Annotated in this window: 15 protein-coding genes; 4 read left to right on the forward strand and 11 right to left on the reverse strand. The window is 63.4% G+C overall.

Features of this window, described 5'->3' with window-relative positions; translation table 11 throughout:
• Positions 1-367 precede the first annotated feature (367 nt).
• Both PG899_RS10195 and rnt read right to left on the reverse strand, forming a co-directional pair.
• Positions 368-1,690: a Na+/H+ antiporter family protein gene (locus PG899_RS10195; RefSeq protein WP_024944876.1), complete on the reverse strand. Its 1,323-nt coding sequence runs from the start codon at positions 1,688-1,690 to the stop codon at positions 368-370.
• A 247-nt stretch (positions 1,691-1,937) separates the two neighbouring features.
• A complete protein-coding gene (rnt, locus tag PG899_RS10200; RefSeq protein WP_190284116.1) occupies positions 1,938-2,597 on the reverse strand; it encodes a ribonuclease T in 660 nt (219 codons plus the stop codon).
• A 148-nt stretch (positions 2,598-2,745) separates the two neighbouring features.
• Between rnt and PG899_RS10205 the strand changes: the two genes are divergently transcribed.
• Entirely contained in the window at positions 2,746-4,719 is a 1,974-nt protein-coding gene (locus tag PG899_RS10205; RefSeq protein WP_024944878.1) for a methyl-accepting chemotaxis protein, read from the forward strand.
• Positions 4,720-4,787: 68 nt separating this feature from the next.
• Positions 4,788-5,663, forward strand: a complete 876-nt coding sequence (locus PG899_RS10210) for a flagellar protein MotY (protein WP_024944879.1) — start codon at positions 4,788-4,790, stop codon at positions 5,661-5,663.
• A 65-nt stretch (positions 5,664-5,728) separates the two neighbouring features.
• Here the strand turns inward: PG899_RS10210 and gloA are convergent, their stop codons facing one another.
• The 8 genes from gloA to rsxA all read right to left on the reverse strand — a co-directional run bounded on the left by gloA (position 5,729) and on the right by rsxA (position 13,008).
• Complete coding sequence (gene gloA, locus PG899_RS10215) at positions 5,729-6,142, reverse strand: lactoylglutathione lyase (protein ID WP_016351107.1); 414 nt, start codon at positions 6,140-6,142, stop codon at positions 5,729-5,731.
• 132 nt (positions 6,143-6,274) lie between these two features.
• On the reverse strand, positions 6,275-6,916 hold the full coding sequence (nth, locus tag PG899_RS10220; protein WP_270697349.1) for an endonuclease III: 642 nt from the start codon (positions 6,914-6,916) through the stop codon (positions 6,275-6,277).
• Between the two features lie 14 nt (positions 6,917-6,930).
• Complete coding sequence (locus PG899_RS10225) at positions 6,931-7,689, reverse strand: electron transport complex subunit E (RefSeq protein WP_024944880.1); 759 nt, start codon at positions 7,687-7,689, stop codon at positions 6,931-6,933.
• 16 nt (positions 7,690-7,705) lie between these two features.
• Positions 7,706-8,338 carry an electron transport complex subunit RsxG gene (gene rsxG, locus PG899_RS10230; protein WP_190284118.1) on the reverse strand — a complete coding sequence of 211 codons (633 nt, stop codon included), beginning with the start codon at positions 8,336-8,338 and terminating at the stop codon, positions 7,706-7,708.
• A 34-nt stretch (positions 8,339-8,372) separates the two neighbouring features.
• Positions 8,373-9,425 (reverse strand): electron transport complex subunit RsxD, encoded by a 1,053-nt coding sequence (gene rsxD, locus PG899_RS10235; RefSeq protein WP_124252565.1) that lies wholly within the window; start codon positions 9,423-9,425, stop codon positions 8,373-8,375.
• Between the two features lie 3 nt (positions 9,426-9,428).
• Positions 9,429-11,852, reverse strand: a complete 2,424-nt coding sequence (rsxC, locus tag PG899_RS10240) for an electron transport complex subunit RsxC (protein WP_190284119.1) — start codon at positions 11,850-11,852, stop codon at positions 9,429-9,431.
• Positions 11,853-11,858: 6 nt separating this feature from the next.
• Positions 11,859-12,422 carry an electron transport complex subunit RsxB gene (rsxB, locus tag PG899_RS10245; RefSeq protein ID WP_065477011.1) on the reverse strand — a complete coding sequence of 188 codons (564 nt, stop codon included), beginning with the start codon at positions 12,420-12,422 and terminating at the stop codon, positions 11,859-11,861.
• Between the two features lie 4 nt (positions 12,423-12,426).
• A complete protein-coding gene (rsxA, locus tag PG899_RS10250) occupies positions 12,427-13,008 on the reverse strand; it encodes an electron transport complex subunit RsxA (protein WP_005302262.1) in 582 nt (193 codons plus the stop codon).
• Between the two features lie 112 nt (positions 13,009-13,120).
• On the opposite strand from rsxA, the gene PG899_RS10255 reads away from it, so the two are divergent.
• Entirely contained in the window at positions 13,121-14,020 is a 900-nt protein-coding gene (locus PG899_RS10255; protein ID WP_190284120.1) for a DMT family transporter, read from the forward strand.
• 50 nt (positions 14,021-14,070) lie between these two features.
• Positions 14,071-14,268 (forward strand): hypothetical protein, encoded by a 198-nt coding sequence (locus PG899_RS10260; RefSeq protein ID WP_190284121.1) that lies wholly within the window; start codon positions 14,071-14,073, stop codon positions 14,266-14,268.
• Positions 14,269-14,329: 61 nt separating this feature from the next.
• Here the strand turns inward: PG899_RS10260 and PG899_RS24280 are convergent, their stop codons facing one another.
• Positions 14,330-14,863 carry a methyl-accepting chemotaxis protein gene (locus tag PG899_RS24280; protein ID WP_256821952.1) on the reverse strand — a complete coding sequence of 178 codons (534 nt, stop codon included), beginning with the start codon at positions 14,861-14,863 and terminating at the stop codon, positions 14,330-14,332.
• Positions 14,864-14,867: the final 4 nt, after the last annotated feature.

Genomic DNA, 14,867 nt, shown 5'->3' on the forward strand with positions numbered 1-14,867 from the left:
CCTGACTGCTAGCTAAAAAGGCCGCTCATCGAGCGGCCTTTTTGTTGCCCGTTGTTCACCCATGCGACGCCGCAGCGCCGCATGGGTAGATGTGAAAAGGTAAGTCCATGGCGCACCGTGGATATCGCCGATGGGTTGGACTGACATCGTCCTGCTGTGTGGGGATGGGGCAGGGAAGAGACGGGTAAACGCAGGGTAGCGGGGGCTGCGAGCCACGAGCCACGTCTGCATAAAAGGAAAGGGGGCAGCAGCAAGAGCAGGCAGATAGGGGCGCTCGGGCTGGTTTGTCCCGGTTTATGCCATCGCGATGAAGACAGCAAAAAGGCGACCCTGGGGTCGCCTTTTATGTTTATGCATCTTGAGGGGCTTAGAGCACCATGGCGGCAATCCAGCCGAAGATGATGAGCGGGATGTTGTAGTGGATGAAGGTGGGCACCACGCTGTCCCAGATATGGTCGTGCTGGCCGTCGGCATTGAGACCCGAGGTGGGGCCCAGGGTCGAGTCGGAGGCGGGAGAGCCCGCATCCCCCAGGGCGCCGGCGGTGCCGACCAGAGAGATGGTCGCCAGGGGGGAGAAGCCGAGGTGCAGGCACAGCGGCACATAGATGGTGGCGATGATGGGTACGGTGGAGAAGGAGGAGCCGATCCCCATGGTGATGAGCAGGCCCACCAGCAGCATCAGGAAGGCGGCCAGCCCCTTGTGGCCCGCCATCATGCCGGAGACGGCCTGTACCAGGCTCTCCACCCCGTGGGTCTCTTTCATCACGGCGGCGAAGCCGGCGGCGGAGATCATGATGAAGCCGATGAGGGACATCATGCGCACGCCCTGGGTGAAGGCATCCTGGCTCTCGCGGAACTTGATGACGCCGCCACAGGTGAAGATGACGAAGCCGGCCAGCGCCCCCAGCACGATGCTGTTGGTCATCAGCTGTAGCCCCAGCGCCACGGCGATGGCCAGCAGGGCGACCCAGATGTGGTTGAGGTTGAGATCGACCGTCTCCGGCTCGGCGGCCAGGATCTTCTCCAGATCATACTGGCGTGGCTTGCGATAGCTGAAGAAGACGGCGATCAGCAGGCCGACGAACATGCCCAGCACCGGAATGGCCATGGCCAGCGGCAGCTGGCTGTGTTCGACCGGCACGCCGTTGTCGATCAGGTTCTTGGCCAGGATGTTGTTGAGGAAGATGCCGCCAAAGCCCACCGGCAGCAGCATATAGGTCGCGGTCAGGCCAAAGGTGATGACGCAGGCCACCTGACGGCGGTCGATCTGCATCTGGGCCATGACGTGCAACAGCGGTGGGATCAGGATGGGAATGAAGGCGATATGGACCGGGATCAGGTTCTGGGAGGAGATGGAGACCCCCAGCACCGAGCTGAGCAGCAGGGCCTTGACCCAGAGGATGCGGGAGCTGCTGGCATCCTTGCCGAGTTGGCTGATCACCTTGCGCGCCAGCAGATCCGTGATGCCGGAGCGGGAGATGGCGACTGCGAAGGCCCCCAGCATGGCGTAGGAGAGGGCGATCTCGGCGCCGCCACCCAGGCCACCGCTGAAGGTGCTGAGGGTCTGCTCGAGGGAGAGACCGCCGATCAGGCCGCCGACGATGGCGCCGATGGCGAGAGAGACCACCACATTGATCCGCAGCAGGCTGAGCACCAGCATCAGCGCCACCGCGATAACAACAGGATTCATTTGCTTTCCTTATAGTTTGTGTTGCTGTCTGTCGTGTGAAAGGCAGTTAGTTTGCGAAAAACGTGACAAATGTCGAGTAAAAAATCAGGTGAATGGCCTATCTACAGCATTCCCGGCGGTTCAACCCAGATAATGAGTCGAGAGAGGTAAAAAACGGTGCTGGATGGACCTTTTCTCGACATTCTGGTCAAACCAGATGGCGCAAGAAAAGAGGCTGCCGTGGCAGCCTCTTGGGAAGGGGGCGTCGTTACTCGCTGGCGTCGTCGGCCACCTCGTCCGGGTGGGCCGGGGGCCAGCCACCCAGGCTCTTCCAGCGGTTGACGATATGACAGAACAGCTCGGTGGTGCGCTCGGTGTCGTAGAGGGCGGAGTGCGCCTCTTTATTGTCAAACGGAATGCGCGCGCTCTGGCACGCCTTGGCCAGCACCGTCTGGCCGAGCGCCAGGCCGGAGAGGGCAGCGGTGTCGAAGGTGGCAAACGGATGGAACGGATTGCGCTTGAGGCCGGCCCGCTCGGCGGCGGCCATGACGAAGCCGTGATCGAAGGTGGCGTTGTGGGCCACTATGATGGCGCGGCCGCAATCCTGCTCCTTCATCCCCTTGCGGATGCCCTTGAAGATCTCGGTCAGCGCCTCTTTCTCGCTGACGGCGCCGCGCAGCGGATTGAAGGGATCGATGCCGGTGAACTCCAGCGCCGCTTTTTCCAGATTGGCCCCTTCAAACGGCTCGACATGAAAATGGAAGATCTGGTCGGGCACGAGCCAGCCCTGCTCGTCCATCTTGAGGGTATAGGCGGCGATTTCCAGCAAGGCGTCGGTGCTGGCATTGAACCCGGCGGTTTCAACATCGATGACGACGGGGTAAAAGCCACGAAAACGGCCCTTGAGGGTGTGAACAGCGTCGGTCATGGTATCTCGGTCGGCGTGAAATGAGGCGGCATTATGGCAAAAAAGCCGGCCTTTGTCCCTCATCGGCCGCCATCGGCGCGCTGGCCGATTCTATTATCGACACGCGGGCTTATAATTGACCACTTCAACAATGGAATGGGGAGCAACGATGAAGAAGCTGGGATTGGCGCACAAGATGTTGCTGGTGGTCTGCCTGCCACTGCTGGCCTTGCTGTTCTTCTCCGGCCGATACGTCTATGAGCGTTATCGGGTCGAGCAGGAGATGAGTCAGGCCCAAGCCGCACTGGCGGTGGTGCGGGAAGCGGCGCAGCTGGCCCACGAGCTGCAAAAGGAGCGCGGCATGTCGGCCGGCTTCCTGGGTTCCGGTGGCAACAAGTTCCGCGATGCCCTGCCGGCGCAGCGCAAGCAGGTCGATACCCTGCTGCAGCGCTTTCGTGAGGATCCCGCCCTGCTGGCGCTCAAAGAGGTGCAGCAGGAGCTGGCCGGGCTCACCGCCATGCGCGAGCGGGTCAGTGCGCTGGGGGTCGAGGTGGCGGAGCAGGTCAGCTTCTATACCCGGATGATCACCCAGTTGCTGGCGGTGGTGGATCAGATCAGCATCAATAGCCGGGATGCCACCATAGCGCTGCAGACCAATGCCTATGCCGCCTTCTTGCAGAGCAAGGAGCGGATGGGGCTGGAGCGGGCGACCTTGAGCAACGTGTTTGGCCGTGACAGCTTCACGCCGGCGCTGTTGCAGCAGTTCATCTCCCTGTTGGCGGCCCAGAATACCTATCTCGAGCGTTTCCAGGCGGTGGCGAGCCCCTCCCAGCGCCAGCTGCTGGCCGACAGCCTGGCCTCGCCGGTGGTGAGCAAGGTGGCCGCCATGGAGAAGCTGGCGCTGGACAAGGCGGCCAGCGGTGGCTTCGGGGTGGATGCTGAGGCCTGGTTTGCCTTGAGCACCGACAAGATCAGCCTGCTCAAGGAGAGCGAAGACCGCCTCTATCAGCAGTTGTCCGAGCGGGTGGACCAGATGCGGGCGAAGAGCGCCAGCGACTTCTGGTGGGCCGCCACCGGGGTTCTGCTGTGCGTGCTGCTTACCAGCTTTGTCTGCTGGCGGGTAGTGCGGGATCTGCATCTGGGTTTCATGGCTCTGCACCATACCTTCAAGCGGCTGGTGCAGGAGAACGATCTGACGGTGCGGGTCAACTGGCGATCCGGTGATGAACTGGGGGCATTGTCGCGGGATCTGAACCATTTCCTCGAACATCTGGAGGGGCTGATGCTGGCGGTGCGCCGCTCCTGCGAGGTGCTGGCCCGCAGCGCAGCCGCCTCGGCCAACGTCATTGCCGAAGTCAACGCCGGAGTGGCCAAGGGGTTTGGTCAGGTGGATCTGGTGGCGACGGCCGCTACCGAGATGGCCTCGACGGTTGCCGAGATCGCACGCAACGCGACCCAGACCTCGCTGGCGACCCAGCAGGCCATCGGCCGGGCCCGGCAGGGTGACAAAGAGGTGGATCAGACCATCGATGCCATCCAGCAGGTCGCGGGTACCTTGAGTGATACCCAGCAGCTGGTGGACAGCCTGCATCAGGACACCGAATCGGTGGGCGAGGCGCTCAACCTCATCAAGCAGATCTCGGATCGCACCAACCTGCTGGCCCTCAACGCCGCCATCGAGGCGGCCCGCGCCGGCGAATCCGGCCGCGGTTTTGCGGTGGTGGCGGAAGAGGTGCGGGCGCTGGCGTCGCGCACCCAGCAGGCCGCCGACGACATAGAGCGGATGCTGGTGCGGCTGCGGCAGGGGGCCAATCAGGCGGTGACCGCCATGCACCTGGGGACCGAGCAGGCGGGGCTGAGCGTGACCGAGGCCAAGCGGGCGGGCAGCGAGCTGACCGACATCGTCAACGAGGTGCGCAAGGTGAGCGACATGACCGCCCAGGTGGCCACCGCCACCGAGGAGCAGCGCTATGTCACCGACGACATCCAGCACAACGTGATGACCATTCGCGAGGTGTACGAGGCGCATCGCCAGCACTCGGAAACCCTGCAGCAAAACAGCGCCGAGCTGGATCAGCTGGCGCGGGAGCTGGCGGGGCGCATCGCCCGCTTCAAACTGATGGACGCCGCCTCGACCCACTGATCGGTTTGCCCTAAAGCTTGTCCTGCCCCTGCCGATATCTAACCTGAGATCGTGTGGAGGGCAGGCAGTTGAACGCTTGGATGTTGGGGTTGGTCAGCATATCCGTGAGTATGCAGTTACAGGCGGGAGTCACCGAATTCGGTGCCGGCCTGGATCAATCCGTCTGGCGTTTGACCTCCGACACCCAGGTAGAGTGCCGGCTCGAGCACCCCATCCCCAACTGGGGTACGGGGGCATTCGTCAGCCGCGCCGGCCGCAAGATCAATCTGGACTTCGAGCTCAAGGGGCTGCGCCAGCAGGCCCAGACCCAGACGGTCAGCCTGGGCATCATGCCACCGGTCTGGCGCCCCGGCATCGCCGGGCGGGAAGTGAGCCAGCTGCGCTTTTACCAGCAGTTTGACGGGCTGGTGGAGGGGCAGACCGCCTGGACCATGCTGGACGAGCTGGAAGGGGGGCGCATGCCGACCTTCCAGTACCGCGACTGGTATCGGCAGAATCGACCGGTGCGGGTCTCGCTCTCCTCGGTCAACTTCCGGGTCAAGTATCAGGCCTTTGTGGATTGCCTCAATGGCCTGCTGCCCTACAGCTTCAACGACATCGCCTTCAGCGTGCTCACCTATGACAAGAACAGTGACGAGCTGTCGCTGGCTTCCAAGCGGCGGCTGGCGATGATCGGCGAGTATGTGAAGGTGGACAAGAGCATCGATGTGGTGGTGATCGACGCCTACAGCGACAGCTATGGCGGCCGCTGGCCGAACCAGAAGCTCTCCGAGAAACGGGCCGATGCCATCAAGAAGGTGTTTGTGGATCTGGGCATCGAACCCGGCAAGATTTCGGTGGAGGGGCACGGCGAGAAGCAGCACGTCGCCTCCAACGAAACCGAAGATGGTCGCGCCAAGAACCGGCGGGTGGTGATCAACATGGGCCGTAACGGCGCCATCTGAGGAAAACGAATCCATAAAAAAGAGCGCCTTGGCGCTCTTTTGGTTTTTCTGGGGATCAGGCTGGTTTAGACGCTGTCGCCGAGGCCGCTGCCGGCATCTTTCTTGGCGATCAGCTCAATCTTGTAACCGTCCGGATCTTCCACGAAGGCGATGACGGTGGTGCCGCCCTTGACCGGGCCCGGCTCGCGGGTGATCTTGGCACCGGCGGCGCGCAGCGCCTCGCAGGTGGCATAGATGTCGTCCGCTTCCAGCGCGATGTGACCGTAGGCCGAGCCCAGCTCGTACTCGCTGACACCCCAGTTGTAGGTGAGTTCGATCACCGCTTCATCTTTCTCGTCACCGTAGCCGACGAAGGCCAGGGTGTACTTGTATTCGCTGTTCTCGCTCTTGCGCAGCAGTTTCATCCCCAGCACTCGGGTATAGAAGTCGATGGAGCGTTGCAGATCGCCGACGCGCAACATGGTATGCAGGATTCTCATTGCTCAATTCTCCGGGTAGTGGTTCTTGTGGTATGGGTGCCGCCCAGGGGGGCGGATACCGGCGCTTGGCTCAAGCCCGTGCTCGCCAGGAGCGGCGCCATGGCTGCGCCGCTTGCGAGCCGGCCGCCGTGTTCAGCTCTCCGGGTAGACCTTTTCCTTGTACTCGCACAAGTCCTCGATGATACAGGAACCGCAGCGCGGTTTGCGAGCCAGACAGGTGTAGCGCCCGTGCAGGATCAGCCAGTGGTGCACGTCCAGCTTGAATTCGGCGGGGACCACCTTGAGCAGCTTCTCCTCCACCTGATCGACGTTCTTGCCCACCGCAAAGCCGGTGCGGTTGGAGACCCGAAAGATATGGGTATCGACGGCGATGGTGGGCCAACCGAAGGCGGTGTTGAGCACCACGTTGGCGGTCTTGCGGCCGACCCCGGGCAGGGCCTCGAGGGCCTCGCGGTTCTCAGGCACCTCGCCACCGTGGCGCTCCAGCAGGATGGCGCAGGTCTTGATGACGTTCTCGGCCTTGGTGTTGAAGAGGCCAATGGTCTTGATGTACTCCTTGACCCCGTCCACCCCCAGTTCCAGCATGGCCTGGGGGGTGTTGGCCACCGGGTAGAGCTTGTCGGTGGACTTGTTGACGCTGACATCGGTGGCCTGGGCCGACAGCAGCACGGCGATCAGCAGCTCGAACGGCGTCTTGAAGTTGAGCTCGGTGGTGGGGTGGGGGTTGTCGTCCCGCAGTCGCTCCAGTATCTGCCTACGTTTCTGATTGTTCATGGCTCTCTCTTAGCTCAGAGCTGGGTCGCGCGGGCACCCGCGGCCGGCACGCTGCAGTGGGCCTTCTCGGCGCTCTGCTTGCGACCCATCCAGTCGTTGATGGCGTTCTTGCCGGCGATCATCAGGCCGAGACCGATGAAGCCGCCAGGGGGCAGGATTGCCAGCAGCAGGCTGGCATCGGCGTGGAACAGCTCAATGCGCAGTGACTTGGCCCACTCTCCCAGCAGCAGGTCGGCACCGTCGAACAGGGTGCCCATGCCGATGATCTCGCGCAGCCCACCCAGCACCAGCAGCACCAGAGTAAAGCCCAGCCCCATCATGAAGCCGTCGAGGGCCGCCAGCAGCGGCGGGTTCTTGGAGGCATAGGCTTCGGCCCGGCCGATGATGACGCAGTTGGTGACGATGAGGGCGATGAAGATGCCGAGCGCCTGATAGAGTCCGTAGGTGTAGGCGTTCATCAGCAACTGCACGCTGGTCACCAGCGCCGCGATGATCATCACGTAGACCGGGATGCGGATATCCTTGGGCACCAGGTTGCGCACCAGCGAGATGGCGAGGTTGGAGCTGACCAGCACCGCCATGGTGGCAAGGCCGAGCCCCAGCGCATTGGTGAAGGTGGAAGAGACCGCCAGGGTGGGGCAGAGGCCCAGCACCTGCACCAGGGAGGGGTTGTTCTTCCACAGCCCCTGCAGCATCAGCTCCTTGAGCTCTTCGCGGCGGCCATTGCTCTCGCTGAGCGGGCTCTGCCCGTCAATCACATCAACTTGTTCCATAGCTTGTGCTCCGGCGTTAGGGGGTGGCGTCACAGGCGGGGGCGTCGCGCAGCAACTCTGGGTGCTCCTGTTGCAGCAGCAACAGGTTCTTCACCGCCTTGACCACGGCCCGGGGGGTGATGGTGGCACCGGTGAAGGCGTCGAACTCGCCGCCGTCTTTCTTCACGGCCCAGTTGGCCTCGTTGTCGTGGCTGAGAAACTTGCCGACGAAGCTGTTGATCCAGTCCGATTTTTTCAGCTCGATCTTGTCGCCAAGGCCGGGGGTTTCCTTGTGGGCCAACACCCGTACCGCACTCACGGCACCTTTGGCATCGGTGCCCACGATGAGGCGAATGGCCCCACTGTAGCCGTCGGGGGCCACGGTTTCCAGCGCGTAGCCGGTGATTTCGCCCTGCTTGGTCGCGGTGTAGAGCGGCATGGATTGATCGCTGCCCAGATAGCGTCGGCTCTGCACCAGCTTGCAGCTGGCGACCAGATCGTTGTCATAGCTCCCCTCCGGCAGCAGGGCGGAGAGGGTGCGCAGCTTCTCCAGCTGCTGCTGATGGGCGATCCGCCCCTGGGTCAGCTCGTTGGTCAGCACCACCACGGCGGTGCAGGCGAGGGCAAACAGGGCGAGAGTGACGCCGTTTTTGCGCATGCTCTTTAACATGGGAAGCTTCCTGAAGATGAGGTGTGCGTCAGGTTCATTTGCGACGAGCCCCATAGACCTTGGGACGCGTCAGGCTGTCGATCAGCGGTACGCACAGGTTGGCCAGCAGCACGGCAAAGGCGAAGGCATCCGGATAGCCGCCAAAACGGCGGATGACATAGACCAGCACGCCGATGAGCACGCCATAGACCAGGCGGCCGCGCGGGGTGGTGCTGGCACTCACCGGATCGGTGGCGATGAAGAAGGCCCCCAGCATGGTGGCGCCGCTGAACAGATGGAACATGGGGGTGGCGGTAGCATCCGGGGTCATCAGATAACCCAGGGTGGCCGCCAGCAGCAAGGAACCGAGGATGGCCCCCGGAATGCGCCAGTTGATCACCTTCTGCTGCAGCAGGAACAGGCCGCCCAGCAGGTAGCCGAGGTTGACCCAGCTCCAGCCGATACCGCCCCAGCCTTCGAATACGGTGTGGGTCATCACCTCGCCGGCGGTGAGGCCCTGAGTCAGCCCGGTTTTCAGGGTGTCGAGCGGCGTGGCCATGGTCAGCCCATCCACCCCCTGCTTGAGCTGCGCCATGCTGTAACCGTCGAGGCTGAAGCCGGTGAAGATCACCGAGGCTGCATCGCCAAAGCCGATGTCATAGGCGGCGATGCTGGAGGGCGGTAGCCAGCTGGTCATCTGTACCGGGAAGGAGACCAGCAGCAGCACATAGGCCACCATGGCGGGGTTGAACAGGTTTTGGCCGAGCCCGCCATAGAGGTGTTTGGCGATGATGATGGCAAACGCCGTGCCCAGCACCAGCATCCACCAGGGCAGCAACGGCGGCAGGGAGAGGCCGATCAGCACGGCGGTCAGGGCCGCGCTGCCATCCAGCAGGGCCGGTTTGACGGGGCGTCCGCGCAAGCGCAGCACCAGCGCCTCCGAGGCGAGCGCCGTGACCAGCGCCAGCAGGATCTGGATCAGGGTGCCCCAACCAAAGAACCAGCTCTGCGCCAGAAAACCGGGCAGGCAGGCCAGGATCACCAGCAACATCAGGGTTTGGGTCTGTTTGCGGTTGTGGGCAAACGGCGCACTCGCGATATTGAACATGGATCAGTGGCTCTTGTCGGTCGATGGAGAAGGAGAGGCCTCGGCTGCTGCCTCGGCCGCCAGTTTGCGGGCCTTGGCACGGGCCACGGCGGCGGCAATGGCCGCTTTCTTGGGATCCGCATCGGCGGCTGGCTGCGCTGCGTCGGCAGCCGGTGCAGCCACGGTGGTCGCCTCGGGTTTGGCTGTGGCCTCCTCGTCATGCACCTCTGCGGGCTTGGCAACGGCCTCCTCCCCTTGCGCTTGCGCGGCTTTTTTGGCCTTGGCGCGGGCGATGGCGGCAGCAATGGCTGCCTTCTTGGGGTCTGCGTCGGCGGTATCAGGCTGCGGCGCTGCAGCAGGGGCTGCCACGGCGGTCTCTTCACCTTCGGTCACGGCTGTATTCCCGTGCGCCTGAGCGGCCTTCTTGGCCTTGGCGCGGGCAATGGCAGCAGCGATAGCCGCCTTCTTGGGATCCGTGTCGGCGGCGGTGTCAGGCTGCGGCGCTGTTGCAGGGGCTGCCACGGCGGCCTCTTCATTTTCGGTTACGGCTGCGTCCCCTTGCGCCTGAGCGGCCTTCTTGGCCTTGGCACGGGCGATGGCGGCAGCGATGGCTGCCTTCTTGGGATCCGTGTCGGCAGCTGAGTCAGGCTGCGGCGCAGCAGCAGGGCTATCCACAGCCGCTGCTTCGCTTGGCTCCTGAGCCGCTTTTTTGGCCTTGGCACGCGCCAGTGCCGCCGCAATCGCCGCTTTCTTGGCATCCTGCCCATCCGCTGCCGGTGCATTGGGTTGGGCAGAACCGGGCTCGCCGGCGGCCGCCTTGGCGGCGCGGCGGGCGATGGCCTCCTGCTTGCGCGCCTCGCGGGCGGCAATCATGGCGCTGTTGTCCGGTGCGAGTTCGCTGGCACCAACGGGTGCTGCGTCCTGCTTGGCCTTGATGCGGGCCAGTGCGGCGGCCACCGGATCTTCTCCGCCGGCCGCCGTCATGGCCTGGCGACGCTGGGCGGCAGCCTCGGCATGGCGGGCTTCGCGGGCGGCTTTTTCCCGTTCGAAGCGGGCCTGCTTGGCCTCGAAGCGCTGCTTGGCGCGCTCGGCCTTCTCGGCTTCGGCACGCGCCTCGCGGATGTCATCCTTGGCAATCTTGTAGTACTGCACCAGCGGGATCTCGCTCGGGCAGACCCAGGCACAGGCGCCGCACTCGATGCAGTCGAACAGGTTGAGCCCCTCGGCCTTGTCGTACTCCTTGGCCCGGCTGTACCAGTAGAGCTCTTGCGGCAGCAGGTTGGCCGGACAGGCGTCGGCACAGGCACTGCAGCGAATGCAGGCCTGCTCCGGACCGGGCGGCGGTAGCTCGGCCCGTGTGGGGGAGAGCAGGCAGTTGGTGGCCTTGACTACCGGCACCATGGCATGGGGCAGGGTGAAGCCCATCATGGGGCCACCCATGATCACCCGCTGATCCGCCTCGGGCTGCAGTTCGAAACGCTGCAGCAACCAGCGCACCGGGGTGCCCAGCAATACCCAGGCGTTGCCCGGTTTCTTGAAGGCGTCGCCGGTGAGGGTGACGATGCGGGAGATGAGCGGCTCGCCGTCGATGATGGCGCGCTTGATGGCAAACACGGTGGCCACGTTGAGCACCATGATGCCCATGTCCACGGCGCGGCCCCCCTTGGGAACCTGGCGGCCGGTGAGCAGTTCGATGGTCTGCTTGGCGCCGCCCGACGGGTACTTGGTGGGCACCGTCTTGACCAGTACGTCTTCGTCTGTGGCATGACGGGTCAGCTCACCGATGGCGGCCGGCTTGTTGTCTTCCACCCCGATCAGGGTCAGCTTGGGCTTGAGCAGGTGCTTGAGCACCCGGATGCCGTCCATGATCTCGTCGGCATACTCCTGCATCAGCCGGTCATCGGTGGTGATGTAGGGTTCGCACTCCAGCCCGTTGACGATCAGGATCTCGGTCAGCTGACCGCGGCCATCGAGCTTGCTGTGGGTCGGGAACACGGCGCCGCCGAGGCCCGCGATGCCGGCCTGCTGGATGCGTTCGAGCAGCTCGCCCCGCTCCAGATTCCAGTAGTCGCTGCGGCCCTGACGCTCGCCCCAGGCATCTTCGCCATCCGGGGTGAGGGTGATGCAGAGATCGTCGAGACCGGAGGGGTGGGCCACCGTGTGGTGACCGATGGCGGTGATGGTGCCGGAGGTGGAGGCGTGCACCGGCACGAAACGCCCCTTGTCATGGCGGGTGAGCGGCTGGCCTTTCTTGACCTTGTCGCCGACCCGAACCAGCAGGTCGCCGGCCGGGCCCGCGTGCTGGCGTACCGGGATGATGAGCTGGGGCGGCAGACCGGCGTCCACCACCGGGGTGAGACTGGATTGGTCTTTGTTCTCGGGAGGGTGAATGCCGCCGTGAAAATCCCACAGAGTGCCGGCTTTGATGCGTTCGAGTAAGGACTGCATGGTTACTTATTCCACTATCTTGACCGGAATGGCGACGTTGGCCAGATCCCACTTCCAGTTGTCGACCGTGGTCGGCACCGGGATCATTTCGATACAGTCGGTCGGGCAGGGATCGACACAGAGATCGCAGCCGGTGCACTCGTCGGCAATGACGGTGTGCATCGCCTTGGTGGCGCCGACGATGGCGTCGACCGGACAGGCCTGGATGCACTTGGTGCAGCCGATGCATTGATCTTCATGAATGAAGGCGACTTTCTTGATGGGGACGGCGGCTTCGGCGCCGCCCAGCGGCTGGGGTTCGACCCCCATCAGGTCGGCAATCTTGCGCATGGTGGCATCGCCACCTGGCACGCACTTGTTGATCTGGTCGCCATTGGCCAGCGCCTCGGCGTAGGGCTTGCAGCCCGGGTAGCCGCACTGGCCGCACTGGGTTTGCGGCAGCAGGGCGTCGAGCTGATCGACGATGGGATCGGCTTCCACATGAAATTTGACGGCGGCAAAGCCCAGGATGATGCCGAAGGCCAGAGCCAGCAGAGCCAACACCAGAACGGCAAAGAGTATGTGAGTCATAGCGCTATATCTTGATGAGGCCGGTAAAGCCCATAAAGGCCAGCGACATCAGGCCGGCGGTGATCATGGCGATGGAGACGCCGCGAAACGGGGTCGGGACGTCGGCGGCCACCAGACGCTCGCGCATGGCGGCAAACAGGATCAGCACCAGCGAAAAACCGGTGGCGGCGCCGAAGCCGTAGATGATGCTCTGGATGAAGTTGTGGTGCTCGTTGATGCTGAGCAGGGCTACCCCCAGCACGGCGCAGTTGGTGGTGATGAGCGGCAGGAAGATGCCCAGCAGACGATAGAGGGTGGGGCTGCTTTTGCGGATAACCATCTCGGTAAACTGAACCACGACGGCGATCACAAGAATGAAGGCGAGCGTGCGCAGGTAGGCTATGTTCAGCGGGATCAGGATATAGTGCTCCATCAGATAGGAACAGGCGCTGGCCAGGGTCATCACGAAGGTGGTCGCCAGCCCCATGCCGATGGCGGTTTCCAGCTTGCCGGAGACGCCCATGAAGGGGCACAGGCCGAGGAATTTCACCAGCACGAAGTTGTTAATCAGCACAGTGCCGACCAATAAAAGCAGGTACTCAGTCATTGCAGGTTGGTTATCCGGTGTGAAGGCGGCGGTATTATCTGATTTTAGGTGCCTTTTAACAACCGCAAGGCCGCATGGTTATTATTCAAATGGCCAATTTCATGGAGGAAACGTGCGCCCTTTACCCATTTTTACCCTGACCCTGGCGATGCTGCTCTGGTCCAGCTCCTTCATCGCGCTCAAGCACGTGCTAGGGGTCTGGGGCTTTGGTCAGGTGCTGTTCATGCGCATGAGCGTGGCAGCGCTCTGCTGGCTGTGCTGCTACCGCTATCTCGGCAATTTCCGCTATCAGAAAGGGGACTGGCGCTGGCTGGCGTTGATGGGGGCGCTGGAGCCCTGCCTCTATTTCCTGCTGGAGGTCAACGCCCTGCGCTACACCAGTGCCGGCCAGGCCGGCATGGTCTGTGCCCTGTTGCCGCTCATCGTGGCGCTGGTGGCCTTCGTGCTGATCCGCGAGCGGGTGAGCCGGCGCCAGTTGCTCGGCTTTGCCATCGCCATCTTCGGTATCGCGCTGCTCGGCTTTGGCAGCGGGACGGATGAATTTGCCCCCAATGCCCTGCTTGGCAACAGCCTGGAGATGGCGGCCATGTTCTGCGCCGCCACCTACTCGGTGGTGTTCAAGAAGCTCTGCAGCCGCTACAGCGTGTTGACCCTGACTGCGTTGCAGGCCTTCGTCGGCACCCTCTTCTTCGCCCCTTTTGCCTTTGGCGAACCCTGGCCGACGGCCTGGGTGTGGCAGGACATGGCGGTCATCGTCTTTCTCGGCGCCTGCGTGACCCTGGGGGCCTACCTGCTCTACAACTGGTCGGTGACCCAGGTGAAGAAGGTGACGCTGGCGGCTGCCTACGTCAATCTGATCCCGGTGTTCACTTTGCTGTTGGCCTATCTGCTGCTGGGAGAGACCCTCAACGCCTTGCAATGGGTGGCCTGTGGCGCCGTGCTGCTGGGGATCGCGGTGGGACAGCTGCCGGCCAGGCGCGTGCGGATGCCGGCGGCCACCACAGGCTCGTGACGGCCGCAAATTGACTACAGTCAGGGCAGGTAGCAGCGAGGAGCGGGATCATGAGTGACATGAGGTTACTGGCGCAGGCGCGACTGCTGCTTGGCCACCATCCCTTCACCCTGGCCGATGCGCGGGCACTGGAGGCGCTGGAAGAGGAAGCGGTGGGCGAGGAGGGGCTCTGCATCGCCGAGTTGTGGGAGTGCGCCCTGCAGCAGGCCGACGAGGAGTCCAGGCACTATCTGTCGGGGCAGGATTGACACTTTGATCGGAAGATAAAAAACACGGGGCCTGGCCCCGTGTGTTGTGATGGCGAGGCCCCTAGATGGAGAGGCCCTTGACGGTGTCCGACACCGAGTTGGCGTCCTCGATGATTTCCTGAATGACGCCAGCGATGATGTCGGCCTGGGCCTGGCCCGCCATCGCCTTGTCCGATACCACCGAGACTGTCTGGGTGATCCTCGAGGTGATGTCGGAGTTGAGCCGGATGACGGAGACTATCTCGCCGGTGGAGGTGGAGGTTCTCGCCGCCAGCTGGCGCACTTCATCGGCCACCACCGCAAACCCACGACCCTGCTCGCCGGCGCGGGCCGCCTCGATGGCGGCGTTGAGCGCCAGCAGGTTGGTCTGATCCGCGATGCTGCTGATGGTCGAGATGATGGACTCGATGCTTCTGGATTGCTGGTTGAGGTTCTCTATCTGCCGGCTGACTTCACTGACCGAGCTGTTGATGTGGGCCGAGGTTTCCAGCACCTTGTCGATCACTTCCCGGCCCCTGGCGGCGCTCAGTACCGTCTCTCCGGCAATGGCGCAGGCCTTCTGGGCCGCTTCGCGCACCGAGATGGACTTCTCCACCCGT

It is taken from the genome of Aeromonas sp. QDB39 (genome assembly GCF_027707585.1).
Lineage (GTDB): Bacteria > Pseudomonadota > Gammaproteobacteria > Enterobacterales > Aeromonadaceae > Aeromonas > Aeromonas hydrophila.

What these genes read in the sequence shown, in the direction of transcription:
- rsxA (WP_005302262.1), bottom strand. Translation starts at nt 13,008, where the DNA reads ATGACTGAGTACCTGCTTTTATTGGTCGGCACTGTGCTGATTAACAAC.
- PG899_RS10260 (WP_190284121.1), top strand. Translation starts at nt 14,071, where the DNA reads ATGAGTGACATGAGGTTACTGGCGCAGGCGCGACTGCTGCTTGGCCAC.
- rsxC (WP_190284119.1), bottom strand. Translation starts at nt 11,852, where the DNA reads ATGCAGTCCTTACTCGAACGCATCAAAGCCGGCACTCTGTGGGATTTT.
- rnt (WP_190284116.1), bottom strand. Translation starts at nt 2,597, where the DNA reads ATGACCGACGCTGTTCACACCCTCAAGGGCCGTTTTCGTGGCTTTTAC.
- PG899_RS10195 (WP_024944876.1), bottom strand. Translation starts at nt 1,690, where the DNA reads ATGAATCCTGTTGTTATCGCGGTGGCGCTGATGCTGGTGCTCAGCCTG.
- gloA (WP_016351107.1), bottom strand. Translation starts at nt 6,142, where the DNA reads ATGAGAATCCTGCATACCATGTTGCGCGTCGGCGATCTGCAACGCTCC.
- nth (WP_270697349.1), bottom strand. Translation starts at nt 6,916, where the DNA reads ATGAACAATCAGAAACGTAGGCAGATACTGGAGCGACTGCGGGACGAC.
- rsxG (WP_190284118.1), bottom strand. Translation starts at nt 8,338, where the DNA reads ATGTTAAAGAGCATGCGCAAAAACGGCGTCACTCTCGCCCTGTTTGCC.
- PG899_RS10205 (WP_024944878.1), top strand. Translation starts at nt 2,746, where the DNA reads ATGAAGAAGCTGGGATTGGCGCACAAGATGTTGCTGGTGGTCTGCCTG.
- PG899_RS10225 (WP_024944880.1), bottom strand. Translation starts at nt 7,689, where the DNA reads ATGGAACAAGTTGATGTGATTGACGGGCAGAGCCCGCTCAGCGAGAGC.
- rsxD (WP_124252565.1), bottom strand. Translation starts at nt 9,425, where the DNA reads ATGTTCAATATCGCGAGTGCGCCGTTTGCCCACAACCGCAAACAGACC.
- rsxB (WP_065477011.1), bottom strand. Translation starts at nt 12,422, where the DNA reads ATGACTCACATACTCTTTGCCGTTCTGGTGTTGGCTCTGCTGGCTCTG.